14 protein-coding genes are annotated in these 14,819 nt (G+C 62.1%); 4 read left to right on the forward strand and 10 right to left on the reverse strand.

What is annotated here, in order from left to right:
• The 7 genes from ACYP01_RS01270 to ACYP01_RS01300 are packed head-to-tail and all read right to left on the reverse strand — an operon-like array spanning position 1 to position 6,974.
• Positions 1–402 carry a nuclear transport factor 2 family protein gene (locus tag ACYP01_RS01270; protein ID WP_378504582.1) on the reverse strand — a complete coding sequence of 134 codons (402 nt, stop codon included), beginning with the start codon at positions 400–402 and terminating at the stop codon, positions 1–3.
• The gene (locus ACYP01_RS01275; RefSeq protein WP_459678285.1) at positions 399–2,120 is read right to left on the reverse strand and encodes a class I adenylate-forming enzyme family protein; all 1,722 of its coding nucleotides are present in this window, start codon (positions 2,118–2,120) and stop codon (positions 399–401) included. The genes ACYP01_RS01270 and ACYP01_RS01275 overlap by 4 nt, the downstream gene beginning before the upstream one ends.
• A 13-nt stretch (positions 2,121–2,133) precedes the next feature.
• Positions 2,134–3,417: an ABC transporter substrate-binding protein gene (locus tag ACYP01_RS01280; protein WP_003939841.1), complete on the reverse strand. Its 1,284-nt coding sequence runs from the start codon at positions 3,415–3,417 to the stop codon at positions 2,134–2,136.
• A gap of 58 nt (positions 3,418–3,475) precedes the next feature.
• Positions 3,476–4,564: a branched-chain amino acid ABC transporter permease gene (locus ACYP01_RS01285; RefSeq protein ID WP_030534909.1), complete on the reverse strand. Its 1,089-nt coding sequence runs from the start codon at positions 4,562–4,564 to the stop codon at positions 3,476–3,478.
• The gene (locus ACYP01_RS01290; protein WP_003940241.1) at positions 4,561–5,457 is read right to left on the reverse strand and encodes a branched-chain amino acid ABC transporter permease; all 897 of its coding nucleotides are present in this window, start codon (positions 5,455–5,457) and stop codon (positions 4,561–4,563) included. The genes ACYP01_RS01285 and ACYP01_RS01290 overlap by 4 nt, the downstream gene beginning before the upstream one ends.
• Positions 5,458–5,460: 3 nt before the next feature.
• Positions 5,461–6,174 carry an ABC transporter ATP-binding protein gene (locus tag ACYP01_RS01295; protein ID WP_003939931.1) on the reverse strand — a complete coding sequence of 238 codons (714 nt, stop codon included), beginning with the start codon at positions 6,172–6,174 and terminating at the stop codon, positions 5,461–5,463.
• Positions 6,171–6,974 (reverse strand): ABC transporter ATP-binding protein, encoded by an 804-nt coding sequence (locus tag ACYP01_RS01300; RefSeq protein ID WP_021345217.1) that lies wholly within the window; start codon positions 6,972–6,974, stop codon positions 6,171–6,173. The genes ACYP01_RS01295 and ACYP01_RS01300 overlap by 4 nt, the downstream gene beginning before the upstream one ends.
• A 114-nt stretch (positions 6,975–7,088) precedes the next feature.
• On the opposite strand from ACYP01_RS01300, the gene ACYP01_RS01305 reads away from it, so the two are divergent.
• From ACYP01_RS01305 to ACYP01_RS01320, 4 genes are read left to right on the forward strand one after another with little or no spacing between them, the layout of a single operon-like run.
• Positions 7,089–7,676, forward strand: a complete 588-nt coding sequence (locus tag ACYP01_RS01305) for a nuclear transport factor 2 family protein (RefSeq protein ID WP_064111724.1) — start codon at positions 7,089–7,091, stop codon at positions 7,674–7,676.
• Complete coding sequence (locus ACYP01_RS01310) at positions 7,673–8,443, forward strand: SDR family oxidoreductase (RefSeq protein ID WP_003940078.1); 771 nt, start codon at positions 7,673–7,675, stop codon at positions 8,441–8,443. The genes ACYP01_RS01305 and ACYP01_RS01310 overlap by 4 nt, the downstream gene beginning before the upstream one ends.
• Positions 8,440–9,495, forward strand: coding sequence for an NAD(P)H-dependent amine dehydrogenase family protein (locus ACYP01_RS01315; protein WP_073512710.1), 1,056 nt, complete (start codon positions 8,440–8,442; stop codon positions 9,493–9,495). The genes ACYP01_RS01310 and ACYP01_RS01315 overlap by 4 nt, the downstream gene beginning before the upstream one ends.
• Positions 9,492–11,150 (forward strand): long-chain-fatty-acid--CoA ligase, encoded by a 1,659-nt coding sequence (locus tag ACYP01_RS01320; protein WP_459678293.1) that lies wholly within the window; start codon positions 9,492–9,494, stop codon positions 11,148–11,150. Before ACYP01_RS01315 ends, ACYP01_RS01320 begins: the two co-directional genes overlap by 4 nt.
• 74 nt (positions 11,151–11,224) lie before the next feature.
• On the opposite strand, the gene ACYP01_RS01325 is transcribed toward ACYP01_RS01320, so the two are convergent.
• The 3 genes from ACYP01_RS01325 to ACYP01_RS01335 are packed head-to-tail and all read right to left on the reverse strand — an operon-like array spanning position 11,225 to position 14,751.
• Positions 11,225–11,956 carry a VOC family protein gene (locus ACYP01_RS01325; RefSeq protein ID WP_218747665.1) on the reverse strand — a complete coding sequence of 244 codons (732 nt, stop codon included), beginning with the start codon at positions 11,954–11,956 and terminating at the stop codon, positions 11,225–11,227.
• Positions 11,953–13,470, reverse strand: a complete 1,518-nt coding sequence (locus tag ACYP01_RS01330; protein ID WP_030534915.1) for a carotenoid oxygenase family protein — start codon at positions 13,468–13,470, stop codon at positions 11,953–11,955. The genes ACYP01_RS01325 and ACYP01_RS01330 overlap by 4 nt, the downstream gene beginning before the upstream one ends.
• Before the next feature lie 48 nt (positions 13,471–13,518).
• Complete coding sequence (locus ACYP01_RS01335) at positions 13,519–14,751, reverse strand: acetyl-CoA acetyltransferase (RefSeq protein ID WP_459678296.1); 1,233 nt, start codon at positions 14,749–14,751, stop codon at positions 13,519–13,521.
• Positions 14,752–14,819 lie beyond the last annotated feature (68 nt).

Below are 14,819 nucleotides of genomic sequence, written 5' to 3' on the forward strand. Positions count from 1 at the left end.
CTACTCGAAGTCGGAGACAAGACCCATTCCCTTCAAGAGTGTCGGACGGTCGTAGTATTCGAGCCACTCTGTGACCAGCCCGTCTACCATGCTGAGGATTCCGACAACAGGAACGACGCCGTGGGTCCCGTCGAAGTGGAAATCGTCCACTCGCTGGACAAAAACCCTGCCGTCGATCACACCGAGCGACTCGATCTTCAGGGTGATCCGTTCACACTTGCTTGCCAGCAATGCAATTCGGCCAGCTACAGCCTCCTTGCCGACAAGAGGTTCCTGCATCACGCTGTGGAGCACACCGTCTTCGGCGAACAGGTCGACGACGCGTGCCCAGTCCATGACGTCCCACGCCTGGAACATCTCACGCGCCAACGCAAGCTTGTCACTGTCGTTCATCACACTCATGCCACACTCTTCTGTCGAAGCTCACGCTTGAGGATCTTTCCAGTCGAATTGCGCGGCAGTTCTTTCCGAATCTCCAGCCGCTCGGGAAGTTTGTACGACGCGATGCGCTTGTCCTTCAGGAACGCAACCAGAGCATCGAGTTCGAGTTCCGTCTCGGGTCGAAGTGTCACCACTGCTGCGACGCGCTCACCGAGCACTTCGTCGGGGTCGCCGATGACGGCCACGTCCGCGACGGCCGGATGCTCGGCGATCAACCCCTCCAATTCGGCCGGAGCAATGTTCATTCCACCGCGGATCACCAGGTCCTTGCCTCGATCCAGGTAGCGGAGAAACTGTCCGTGATCACCGGCAATCTCGAAGATATCTCCGGTGCACAAGAATCCGCGCTCGTCGAACGGAGACGGCCGATCGCCGAGATAGCCGGCAAAGACCGTCGGTCCGCTGATTCGCAACTCACCCGGGTGCCCGACTTCGGTGATGTCCTCGCCGGTGACCACGTCGACCAAGCGCACGTCCATCCAGTCGGAGATTCTGGTGCTCCAGCGAAAGTTCTCGACACCGAAGCGGGGGAAGTACCGTGCGCGGTCGTCCGGATCCGGCATGTCCGCAGGCGAGGAGAGCAGACTGATGCCTTCGTTGGATCCGAAGAAGTTGATGACTCCGATTCCGTATCGCTCCTGCCATCCCCGGACCATCGGAGGTTGCAGTGGCACCGAACCCGAACCGATCCGAGTCAAGCTCGACAGGTCGACCGCCGCGAGCATCGACTCGTCGGCGAGCAGCATCCACAACAGCGCAGGCGGCGCTACCGTGTACGTCACGCGCTCGGCCTCGATCTGCCCGAGGAAAACTCGAAGATCGAACGGGTGGTGCTGTACCAGTACACATCCCGTGCGGAGCCACGGCAGGAACATTCCGTTGATTCCGGCCATGTTGACCATCGGGAACGGGTTCAACAAGACGTCGCCGACGACGATGTCGGGAGCGTCGATCGTGGCCCAGCAGATGGCCAGCCACTCGTAGTGCGAACGTGGGACCCCCTTCGGTTCGCTTTCGGTCCCGGAGGTCCAACAGATCGTCATCGCATCGTTGGGGTCGTTGGGATCTTCGGTGATTCCTACATCCAATTCACTGCGCTGTGTTTCGGTGGCCGCCCGAGGACTCAGCCCCACGACACCGGCGGGCAACTGGGCCGGAAGCTCGGATGCGGGAGCGTAGGCGAACACCGATCTCAGAGAAGGAATCCGGGATCTGATTGCAGCGATCTCCGTAGCAGGGAGTCTGTCACCAAAACTGGGTACGGTGACAAATGCTGCAAACGCCGCCTGGTTTGCCATTCCTTCCACTTCACGTTCGCGGTACTGCATGGGCAATGGCGAGACCACGATCCCCAGAGACCACGCTGCAAGGTAGACCTCGACCAATTCGACGGTATTGGGCATCTGCACGCCCAGAACATCTCCCCGGCCCAAACCCACCTCGGAGAAGCCGGCAGCGAGCGCGATGACTTCGCTCTCCAGTTGGTTCCAACTGAGGCGTCGCGGATCTCCGCCGGACAACTCGCTCCGGTTCGCCGGATCAACCACGGCAAGTTCGTCACCGCGTACCCGCACCTGCGCCCGGAACACCTGATCGATCGTCTCGGCGGACCACCACCCTTTCGAGGTGTATTCGTCCACCTTGACGCGAGGATGCAATCCCCTGTGTGCCTTGTTCATTCGCGTACTCGTTTCAGTTCTCGTAACGGCCGGAAATGTCGATCACGTCGCCCTGCTTCTCGAACGCCTGGGTAGCGGCGTTCCACTCGAACGGCTGGAATGCCAGGATTCCCAATGCATGGTCCGCGGTCATCGTGAATTTGATTCCGTCGATGAACATCGGCGGGTGGTAGTCCTGCGTTCGTGCGGCACTCATGATGCTGGCGCGTGAGAGTCCGTCAGACGACTCAGAGGCCCGAGTGAAGTTGTCCACCAACAGGTCACCGATGGCCCAGCCGTTCACGGTGTAGCTGTTGGTCGGGGAATCGGCACCGTGAGCAGCCGCACCGGCCAGGTAGTCACGTACCGCCGCGTCGTCCTTGTAGAGGGCGTTGTTGGGATCCTTGAGCCACACCATCACCTGCTGCCCGTCGGCAGCATCACCGGCGGGCGCATACAGCGTCGCACCGTCGACGCAGTTCGACGGTTGAATCACGGTGTCGGGCTTCCATCCGACACGTCCGATCGCCTGGGTGATCGCGAGGCAATCGGTGGTGACACCGGCCACCACCAATACCTCGGCGCCACTGGCTTTGAGGGTCGATGCCGCCGTCTTGGGGTCGGTCAGCGCCTCTTCGGCTGCGATCTCGAAGTTCGTTCCTTCGATCGCGGACTTGAAGCCGTTGGCGATCCCTTGTCCGGACTCGGTCTGGTTCGTGGCCAAGGCAACCTTGGCGCCGCTCGGATACTTCTTCTTCAGGCTTTCGACCACTACCTCCATCTCGACGCCCGGATCCGGTAGATACTCCGTGGTCCACGGAAAGTCTTCGATCACCCGGAACTCGGGCATGCCTGCCTGCGCGAAGAGCAGTGGAACACAGGCAGTGGTCTGGTCGTCCGCGATGGCGTTCAACTGGCCTGCTCCGAACGTGCCCAGAACGTCGACCTTGTCCTTCTGAATGAACTCTCCGACATTGGCTTTGGCGCGCTCCGGGGAGAAGGCATCGTCCTTGACCACGACGTCGAGCTTGACGCCGCCGACGCCGCCGGCCGCGTTCTCGACCTCGAACCGTGCTCGCATTCCTTCGATCACGTTGCCGACCGCGTCGGCGAGCGGGCCGGACGTCGGCCCACTCCACCCCACCGTGAGTTTGTCGGTGATCGGCGCCGCGGCACCACTGGGATCGCTGCAGTCGTCGACCGATACTGCTCCGGCCGAGGTCGACGTGTTGCTCTCTGCGTCGGAGTTACCTCCGCAGGCCGAAAGGAGTAGTGCCGCAGCGGCGATGACTGCGGGAATCGTGGTCTGCCTTTTCATATCGTCCAGTTCCTTGCTGTGAGTTGAGAGAAACGAGAGTGGGCGAGGGAGACGGCGCTCAGGTGCGGGGTTCACCTTCGCGATACTTGGGATGATCTGCGGGAACCACCAGGACAAACCGTCGGAGAACGCTGTTGATCCGGCCGACGATTCCGTCCGGCATCAAGAACACGATCGCGATCAGCACCGCGCCGAACACCACTCCCGACACGGGGCCGTCGGTGACGCTTCCGGTGTAGTACGGCAGGAACACCACTGCCGTAGCCCCGACGATCGGGCCGAATTGCGTTGCGATTCCGCCCAACACCAGTCCGGTGATGAACTCGATCGACTTCATCAACGAAAAGGACTCGGGTGAGAGCGCGCCGATGTACATCGTGAACAGCGAACCTGCCAGACCGGTGATCGCGCCGGAAAGTCCGAAAGCGAGAATCTTGACCCGCGCGACGTTGATGCCGTTTGCACTCGCCGCAATCTCGTTGTCGCGCACCGCAACCATTGCCAGACCGAATCGACTCTTGACGAGATTGCGGATCAGGAGCATGACCACTGCCAGCGTCACTACCGAAACCCAGAAGATCCAGAGATAGGTGTCCGCGCGGGTCAAACCCGTCCATTTCGGCGGGACCAGAAGATTCGCACGAACGACCATGCCGGCCGCGCCACCGGTGAGATCCCCGGTCTTGCGGATCACTTCGGGAAACGCCACAGCGACGGCGAGGGTAACGAGGGCCAGATACAGCCCTTTGATCCGCAAGGAGGGAAGCCCGACGAGAAGTCCTAGTACGAAACACAATACGACTGCCATCGGGATTGTGGTCAACGGCGAGTATCCGCGATCGACGATCAGAACGCCGGTCGTGTACGCGCCGAGGCCGAAGAAGGCAGAATGGCCGATCGACAGAAGTCCGGTGTACCCGCTGACGATATTCAGTCCGGCGATGGCAATCGCGATGATGAAGACACTCGTGAACTGCCCTACGCGAAACGGCGCGCTCTGCGACACGAGGAGCAGGGCACAGACGGCAGCCACCAGCAGAACCAGTTGGAGTATCCGGTACGACGTCGATCCGGCAACCACCACACGCGGCTGCCTGACTGCCTTTTCGGCGACCGCGGGTTCATTTCTCTCGGCAAGCGTCGTCATACCCGCTCCAGTTTCTTGGTACCGAACAGTCCATTGGGTCTGACGAAGAGGATCACCACGATGATCAGTAGCGCGGATGTCTGCTGCAGCGAACCGCCGATGACCGAAATGTAGCCGCTGAGCATCGATTCCAGAACACCGATCGTCAACCCACCCACAACTGCGCCGACAAGACTGTCCAGACCGCCGAACAGCGCTGCCGCAGATGCTGCGATGAAGATCGGGAACATGGTCGTGAGGCCGAGTTGTTGCGGCGAGAGCGGAGTGACCAGGACACCGGCCAGTGCGCCGATCGCTGCCGCAACACCCCAGCCGATTGCGAGTATCCGGCTGGTCGGAACTCCGGCGAGAGTGGCAGATTCGGCATTGTCCGCGACGGCACGCATGTGCAGACCGACTCTCGTCTTGCGAAAGAGCAAGGACATCAACACAAGTAGGACAACGAGCGCAACCAGTACGCCCAGTGCGTCGCCGTACACGCGCGCGCCGCCCACTGAGATGTAGTCGGTGGGACCGTTGGGAAACGGGCTCGGCATGATCTTCGTTTCGCTCCCCCACAGCATTCCGGCCAACGAGTTGAGCCCGGTGAACAATCCCAGTGCCACTATCAGCACTGCCATGTCACTTCTACGTTGAACCGGCCGGATGAGCAGACGCTCCATCAACGCCCCGAGCAGGAAGCCGAGAGCGAGAGCCGCTCCGATCGCGGCCCAGATCGGCCAGGACATCGTTGTGAGCCACCACGCCACGAAGGTTGTGAACAGGGCCAACTCGCCCTGAGCGAAGTTGATCGTGCCGGTGGCACGGAACACCACCACGAGTGCCAGCGCGAGAATTGCGTAGATCGAGCCGTTGGTCAATCCGGAGATGAGTCGTTCGAGAAAGAGTGTCACCGTTTACTCCTGGTACCCGAGATAGGCGCTGCGCACGACGTCGTCCGAACGAAATTCCTCGGGCGTGCCGGCAGCGACGATGGTGCCTACGTCGAGCAGGAAGACCTTCGACGCGAGTTTCATCGCGAGATCGGCATTCTGTTCCACGATCAGCAGTGCAGTTCCGTCGCTCCGGTTGATCGCACCGAGCGTGTCGAACAATTCGGCGATGACGATGGGCGCCAGACCCAGGCTCGGTTCGTCGCACAAAAGCAGGGTGGGACGGCTCATCAATGCCCGCGCGACCGCGAGCATCTGCTGTTCACCGCCTGACAGCGAACCTGCCAACTGTGTGGACCTCCTCGCGAGCACCGGAAATGTCTCACACCACCGCTCGATGTCGGCCTCGATCTCCGCCTTGTCGTTGCGAAGCGCAGCGCCGACGAGCAGGTTGTCACGTACCGACAGTTGACCGAGAGTTCCACGGCCCTGTGGGACAAGGCTGACGCCGGCGGCCACGGCGCGTTCAGGTTTGGATCCGAGCGGCGAACCGTTGAAGGTGATCGTTCCCTGGTGCGGAATCAATCCGGCAAGCGCACGCATCATGGTGGTCTTGCCGGCACCGTTCGCGCCGAGAACAACAGCGACCCCGCCGGGTTCCACGTCGAGCGAAACCCCGTGCAGTACATTGCCTCGCCCGTAACCGGCATGCAGATCATCGACGCTCAGCAGGCTCATGCCGCTCGCCCCAGATAGGCATTGATCACGGCGTCGTTCTGCTGGATCTCCGCCGGAGTACCTTCAGCGATCTTGTGGCCGAAGTTCAGTGCGACAACGTGATCGGAGATACCCAGCACCAATCCCATGTGGTGTTCGACCAGAAGCGCTCCGAAGCCGAAGTCGTCGCGGAGCGAGACGATCAGTTCTCCCAGCTCCTTGACTTCGCTGTGTGTGAGCCCGCCGGCGGGCTCGTCGAGCAGAAGCAGCGAAGGCTCGGACATCAATGCTCGTGCCAGTTCGACGCGCTTGAGTGTTCCGAACGGAAGGCCTGCTGCCGGCGCGTTCGCGACGTCGACGAGTTCGAGGCGTTCGAGCAGGTACCAGGCCTTCTCTCGCAGTTCTCGGACTCGGGCGCGCGCTGGAGGCCAGCCGAGAACCCCGCTCGCCAGTCCGAAGCGGCCCCGAGACGATCCGCCGACCATGGTGTTGTCGAAGACGCTCATGCCGCTGAACAGTGCGAGATTCTGGAAGGTCCGAGCGATCCCTGCAGATGCCAATGCATAGGGCCGCAATCCCAAGAGGTCGGTTCCTTGCCAGGTGATGACACCGCGACTCGGTTCGTAAATCCTTGTGATGCAGTTGAACAGCGTGGTCTTACCAGCGCCGTTCGGCCCGATGAGTCCGCAGATCTGGCCGGCGTGGACGTCGAAGCCGACGTCGTCGAGAGCCGTGACTCCGCCGAATTCGATCGATACATCGGAGAGCGTGAGTACGACCGGGTCATTCGCAGGTTGTGCGGGTGGTGTGTTTCCAAGCATTGGTTTCACCTCCTCGTGACACTTCAATTAACAGTGTGATAGAGATTACTACAGTAAACAGAGGCACTCCGTCAACGTGCGGCCCCCGATCCGGAGCCGAGAAGGGACATCATCGTGAGGTCCAACAACATTCACGCAGTCGACAGCGGCGGGGGCCCAGACGTCAGGGACTACAGCCGGGTCGACGCTCTCGTCGCCAAGCAGGAAATCTACGAGGTTCTGGCTCGTTTCCTCCGAGCCGCCGATCGCGGCGACGTCGAGGACGCCAGGCGGTGTTATCTACCCGGCGCAACCGAAGACCACGGGGGTGTCTTCACCGGCACCGCCGACGACTACATCGACCACATCGCCGGGGCCATCACCCACCCACGGTCACTGACCACCCACGCAATGACCAACGTCTTGGTCGAACTCGACGGGGACACAGCACACGTCGAGTCCTACGTGCTTGCCTTCGCGCGAATCAAGCACTCGGACGGCATAGCCGACACACTCACCTCGGCGCGCCTGATCGACCGCTTCGGCTACGAGGACGGCAGGTGGGGAATCCGCCACCGCGCCCTGCGGTGGGACTGGAACCACGACATGGCCACAGCCGAAGGCTGGATCTTCGGGATGCTCGCGCCTGAAACGTCTTTGAAGAAGAGCAAGAAATTTCCCGACGACCTCATCTACACCCGGCAGACACAGGAGCACTCATGACAAGGTTTCGCGGAACGCCGATAGAGGGCGCGACTGTCCTCGTCACCGGCGCCAATCGAGGGCTCGGCTTGGCCTTCGTCCAACAGGCGAAGTCGATGGGTGCCGCCAAAATTTATGCAGGGGTGAGAAATCCCGACGAGGCGCCCGCCGAGCTGCGATCCACCGGAGCACACATCGTCGAACTCGACGTGACCGATCCAGGACTCGTCGATGCAGCGGCCCGGGCGTGCGGTGACACCACAGTGGTCGTCAACAATGCCGGACTGTTCACCGGGAATCGGTTGATCGAGGCCGACGACCAAGCGGCTGCGCGAGCCGAGATGGAGGTCAACTACTTCGGGCCTCTGACGATGATCCGCGCCTTCGCGCCGGTACTCGCCGCCCGCGGCGGAGGATCGATAGTCAACGTCCTGTCGGTGGCCGCAATCGCTCCGACCGCCTTCATGGGTGGCTATTCACCGGCCAAGGCGGCTGCTCTGTCGCTCGGCGGCATCGCTCGCGCCGAACTCGAACCGCACGGCATCACCGTCACGTCGTTGATCGTCGGCAGCGTCGACACCCGCATGGCGTCACATGTGCAGGGCCACAAGGAAAACCCTCTCGACATCGCGGCAACCGGACTCGCCGCCATGCAACGCGGCGAGTGGACGTGCGACACCGATTTCATGGCAATCGACGCGCGTGCGCGCCTGGCCCGCGATCCGATTCGGTACGAACGCGGACTGGGCAAGCTCCTCTTCGCCGGCGAACTGACCACCCGATCATGAGCGATCCGATTCGTGTTGCCCAGTGGGCGACCGGCGCCATCGGCAAGACGGCGCTACGCGGAATCATCGATCGTCCCGACCTCGAGTTGGTCGGCCTCTACGTGTACAGCGACGCCAAGGCGGGTCGAGACGCCGGTGACATCGCCAGACGAGCACCGACGGGGGTGATCGCTACACGCGACGTGGACGAGATCATCCGCTCGCGCCCACAGGTTCTCATCCACAGTCCACGGTTGCAGATTCCGTACGAACGCCACGACGACGATCTGTGCCGTCTGCTTCGCGCCGGGATCAACGTGATCACGACGGCCGGGCAGCATTTCCCCCGCGCACACGGCACCGAACGCGAGCACATGTTCGCCCAAGCATGCAAGGAAGGCGATTCGACGCTCTACGGGGTCGGCGTGAGCCCAGGTGTCATCGGCGAGCGATTGGCGTTGGCGCTGACGGGAACATCGATCGAACTCGACCGAATTACGATCGACGAGGTGCTCGACGCTCGCGGCATGCCTGACCCCGACTTCGCGTTCACCGTGATGGGAATGGGTTCGCCCCCGAAGGACCTGGACGGCACCGGGCCGTTGCCCTCGCTGTACGCGTCGCTGTACCTCGAGACCATCGCGTTCATGTGCGAGCGCCTGGGCGTCACCTACGACGAGGTCGTGTCCGATCACAGGGTCGTTCCGGCACGTACGGATCTCGACGTCGCCGCCGGACGCATCGCCGCGGGAACCGTCGGAACCACCGAATGGCGCTGGCACGCAATGGTCGACGGAAAGCAGTTCCTCACCCTCGCCATCATCTGGACCATGGAACCTGATCGCGACGAATACGCGGGACGGGACCAATGGGAAGTCCACCTCTTCGGCAAACCCGAGATCGTGATGACCGTCAACCTGGTCGAACCACAAGATCCGAACAGTCGCACGACAGCCGGTCAGTTCATCACTGCAGGCCCGGCACTACGCGCCGTCGAGCATGTACTCGCTGCTCCCGCCGGCATTTTCGAACCCCCTGTCTTTGCCCCCTTCAGATTGGAGCATTCAGCATGACAACTCAGCCGACGGACGTAGGTTCGACTGCCACCCGTGAACCTGCCACCCGTGAACCTGCCGTCCGTGAACCTGCCGTCCGTGAACCTTCCGTGAACGCGCTCCTGCCCGACGGTCGCCCCGTGCAGAATCTGGAAGACTTGCTACGCAGCCGGGCGATTGCCAGTCCGGAGAGCACCGCCGTCATCTCCGATGACGGGCGTACCAGTTTCCGCGAACTCGACATCGAAACAAATCGTGTCGCGAATGCACTTCTGCGCGATGGTGTTCGACCCGGCGACCGGGTGGCGTACATCGGGGCCAATGCACCGTCTTTCCTCTCCGTCCTGTACGGATCTTCGAAGATGGGCTCGATCCTGACGGCCGTCAACAATCGGCTGGCACCGGGCGAGGTCGACTACATCCTGAGCAACAGCGAGCCGACCGTTGTCGTACTCGGAGCAGGCGATGAGGGCCTCTCCGACGTCGCCGCGGCGGTCGGTAGCGTCCGGACCGTCGTCACGGTGGACGGTTCCGGAAACTCGATCTCGTGGAACGACTGGCTTTCCGGTGTCGGCGACGACGATCCGGGGTCGTCGCGCCGCCCCGACGACACAGCGCTGATCTTCTACTCGTCGGGAACCACCGGTCACCCGAAGGGAATCGAACTCACCGGCGCCAACCTCGGCCGTGCCCTCGCCACCATGTATCACCTGCTCGATCTCGACACCGACTCCGTGGCTATGTGCCCGGTTCCGTTCTTCCATGTGGCCGGACTGGGTCTCGCCCTGGTCACGACGCTCGGCGGTGGCGCTCTACTGCTCGAGACCATCGCCGGACCTCTCGAACTCGTCGCGCTGATGCAGGAGTACAAAGTCACGCATGCGGTCGCCGTTCCCGCGGTGATCAGCGTCCTGACCTCCCTTACGGCTGTGCGCGAGGCAGATTGGAGTGCCCTGCAGTTCCTGGTCTACGGAGCCGCGCCGATGCCACTGCCCCTGTTGCAAGACGCGACCGAGGTCTTCGGGTGTAGTTTCCTGCAGGCATACGGACTCACCGAGTCGACCGGCGGCGTCACCATGCTGACCCCGGAAGATCATCGGGCGACCGACGAGTCGACCGCGCATCGGTTGAAGTCCGTCGGGCAGCCGATGTTCGGAGTGCCCATCCGCATAGTCGATCCCGTGACGCTCGAAGACGTCCCGGTCGGTACCCGCGGCGAGGTCGTCATCGGCGGCCCTCACGTCATGAAGCGTTACTGGCGTAACGAAGCAGCCACTGCGGCCACCATGTTGGACGGCGACTGGCTTCGCACCGGAGACGGCGGATCGTTCGACGAGGACGGCTATCTCTACCTCCACGACCGCCTCAAGGACATGATCGTCTCCGGCGGTGAGAACGTCTATCCGGCCGAGGTGGAGAGTGTTCTCTCCGGGCACCCCGGCATCCGCGAGGTGGCGGTAGTCGGCGTTCACTCCGATCGGTGGGGTGAGACTCCCCTTGCCGTGGTCGTTCGAGCTGCTGATTCGGATGCAACCGAAGCGGAGATCATCGAGTGGTCACGCGAGCGACTGGCTCACTTCAAGTGCCCCAGTGCGGTTCGGTTCATCGAGGAGCTGCCACGCAACGCTAGCGGGAAGCTGCTCAAGACTCGTTTGCGACAGGACTTCGCTTGAGTCCATGACACGAATTCGGGGCCGGTCGCTTCGAGCGATCGGCCCCGATTTCTGTCGTTCGATGTGAAGCACGCTCAGCGTGGGTGAATCCGGAACTCCACGCCGCCGACGATCAGCCCCGGCTCGACGGCAGACGCGCCGCTCGACGCCGCCAGATCGATTGCAGTGAGCATCGATCGCTCCCCCGGAACGAACGACACGACGCGTGATCCCAGCCTGATCGAGAGTGGTTGCGCCGAGACCGGTTCCTTTCCGAACACTTCGGCCCACAGCGTCGCCGTCCTGGCCGGATCGGGCGAGGACACGTCGACGCCGAGGATGTCGTCGACCCAGGGATCGAGGGAAACTTCCTTCTCCGTCTCATCCCAGAACCACTCGTCGGCGTCGGGAATCTCGTCGAGTTCCACGAGCAGTCCGAGATCACCGGGATGAAGTTGGACGATCCGGTGACCGTAGGCCTCGAGATCGGCCACCGTCCGAACATCGGCCGCAGCTGCACGTTCCAGATAGGGCTCGATGTTCGAAACCTGGATCGAGAGTGCATAGCCGCCCTCCCCTCCGCCCTTGCGGATCCATCTCGCCAGCGAGACCGTCTCGTCGAGCGGCGCGACGATCTCGAGAAATGCCTGCGGCCCGACGGCCAAGGTCTCGTCGGCCAAACCGATGCCTTCGAGCAGTGGATCCGCGAATCCTGGTGCCAGATTCAATGCTTCGCGCAATTGGTGACCGGTCTTGTCCACGTCTCGTGCACCGATCACCACCTGTCGCAGGATCTCCCACGTGCCCGCGTCGTGCGTGCCCGTCACAGTCCGACCGCTTCGGCGGCGGTGTCGGCACTCTGCCAGCGTCGGAGCTCGGCGCCCGGAGCCCACGTCGAGTGCGTACCACTCGAAATTCGTTCGGGAAGGCGAAGTTTACACAACGGTCCGTCTCCGACGCGGGCAGCGTCGAAGATCAAGCAGAAGGACGCATCCTCGTTCATGTCAGTGGTCAACGTGATGAGATAGCCGTCGTCTTCGGCGGTACCACCCACGCGCGGCGCCATCGAAGTCTCGCTGCCGTACACACCGTCACCGAAGGAGAATCGTTCCTCGTTGCCCGTCAGCAGGTCGTGTTTGACCAAGCCGTCGAACAGGAACCACGACGGTTTACCCGAAGCCGCATAGGCGTATCGGTACTTCTCGCCCGCGAAATTGCCGTTCATCATGCCGAATTCGGTGATCGAGTCACTGAGTTGCTCCTCACGCGTGGCTCCGGTGACCAGGTTCAAACGCCAGCGGTGAAGCCGGGTCTGCATACGATCGAGAGCGAGGAAACGGAAGGCGCGCTCCCACTGATTGCCCATACCGTTGTCCGACGGTTCCGGATCGCCCTGGTAGAAACCGTCCAGAACAATCTCGTCGCCCTCTTCGTAGGCGTTCACGAAGTGCAGGACATAGGTCGGATCGGCTTCGAACCACTTGATGTCAGAGGTATTTCCGCGGCGTGGGATGACTCCGAGACGCAGCGGGATATCGGGATGGAAATTCGCGACGTGCGCGCCCTTCTCCAGCAGAACCGGATCCCAGAACAAGGGGCAGTCGTTGAGGATCGCGTAGTTCTCCGTGAAGGCCATGTCGTGCGGCAAGCGCGGACCGGGAAGTGGGACGTCGACGTAGTGGACCAACTCGTTGGCCGAGTCCACGACGCCGTAGTGCATGTACGGCGCTTCCTTGCTGTAGTTGAAGAACAGCATTTCTCCGGTCTTGTCGTCCACCTTCGGATGCGCGGACACACCCCATTCGAAGGGGAACTTGCCGTTCCAGCTTTCCTTGCCGAGTGTCTCCGCCGACATCGGATCGAGACGATACAGATCTCCGCACTGGTAGAAGCTGGTGAGAGCAGTCCCCCGGTGAACGACGACGTCGGTGCTGGACGCGTCCTTCATCCGGGTGCGCGCACCCTTGCCGCCCTCGGGGCGACTGAGTTTGGGAGACTCGGCAAGCCCGGCCCACAACGCAGCGCCGGCATCCTGCTCGGCCGCCAAGCCGTCGGTACGTACGAATCGGTTGCGGTAGAACGACTCTCCGTCGCGAAAGCCCACGATGTGAATCATGCCGTCACCGTCGAAGGGGTGATACGCCTTCATCGAGGGATGGAGCGGATTCTCGGTGTTACGCAGGTAGACACCGTCGAGGTCTTTCGGAACCTCACCGAATACGACTTCGAGGTTGTCCGCTTTGAACTCGGTGGTCTGGGGTTGCCACGGGCCGGTGCGATACGGGTGATCGTCATCGGCGGGAAGGGTGGACAACAACTTGCCTACGATTTCGACGTCCATGGAATTCTCTTTTCGACTGATTGGGAAAGGCTGGGTTGGGCTGCACTTTCAGGAAACTGCGTCGACGACAAAACTGACGGTGGTGGCCGTACTTCCACCGAAGTTGAGCGTCGCAAAGCGGCTCGCACCCTCGACTTGGAAACCGCCGGCCGTTCCCGTCACCTGATGGGCCGCGTCGAGAAGCATTCGAACACCACTGGCACCCACCGGATGACCACCGCCGATCAGACCGCCGCTGGGGTTGATCGGTAGCTTGCCGCCCATGGCGATGTCACCACTCTCGATGGCTTTCCACGACTCGCCGGGCGCGGTCAGACCGATGTGGTCGATCGCGAGATACTCACTCGCCGTGAAACAATCATGTGTTTCGATCCCGTCTATCCCGGCCAGGTCGACTCGGGCCCGGGAGAAGGCACCCATCACCGCATCCCGAACGTGTGGCATCACGTAGGGATTATCGGCGTCGCGGGCCAGCTTCTGCTCGAGACCTAAACCAACTGTCCGGTGACCCCAGCCCGCGATCTGGGCCAGCGGAGTCGCCGCGGCATCAGGATGCTCTCGGAGGTACTTGTCCGTCACCAGCACAACCCCGGCGCCACCGTCGGTCACCTGACTGCAATCGAATCGTCGAACACCACCTTCCACAACAGGATTGGTGGCGTCGTCGCCGCCTGCATTCCCGAGTAGATCGGGCACCGCCCAACCGCGTGTCTGCGCGTTGGGGTTGTTCTTCGCGTTTGCGAAGTTGATCTGCGAGATCGCGCGAAGGTGAGATTCGTCGATCCCGTAACGCCGCCCGTACTCCTTCGACACACGGTCGAACATGTACGGCCACATGAATTTTGCTTCCTGACCTTCGTGTCCGACCCAGGCTGCAGCGCCCAGATGGCCGGCCGCGTCATCACCCGGAACCGTCTTCTCCAGTTCGATACCCATCACCAGAGCCACGTCGTAGTTGCCGGCGCGCAGGTCTGCCATCGCTGCAAGTACAGCGATACTGCCCGATGCGCACGCCGCCTCGTGCCGAGACGAGGGCACACCCCACAGGTCTGGATGCACGGTGGCGGGCATCGCGCCCAGCTGACCTTGGCCGGCAAACAATTGACCGAAGGCATTACCGACGTGGATCACCTCGATGTCGGTGGCAGGAACCTTCGCCGCGTCCAGGGTGTGGTTCACCACCTCTTCGGCAAGGTTCGCGAAATCGAGTTCCTCACGGGTGAAGTTCCGTGCGAAGTCGGATTGGTACCCGCCGAGAATCCAAATGTTCGAAACAGTCATGACCTCTCCCCTTGCCGATCCGGCCTCGGTGACGTCACCGAGATACCCGCGCAACGGCGGTTGTAATT

The organism is Rhodococcus sp. no. 34 (assembly GCF_054589475.1).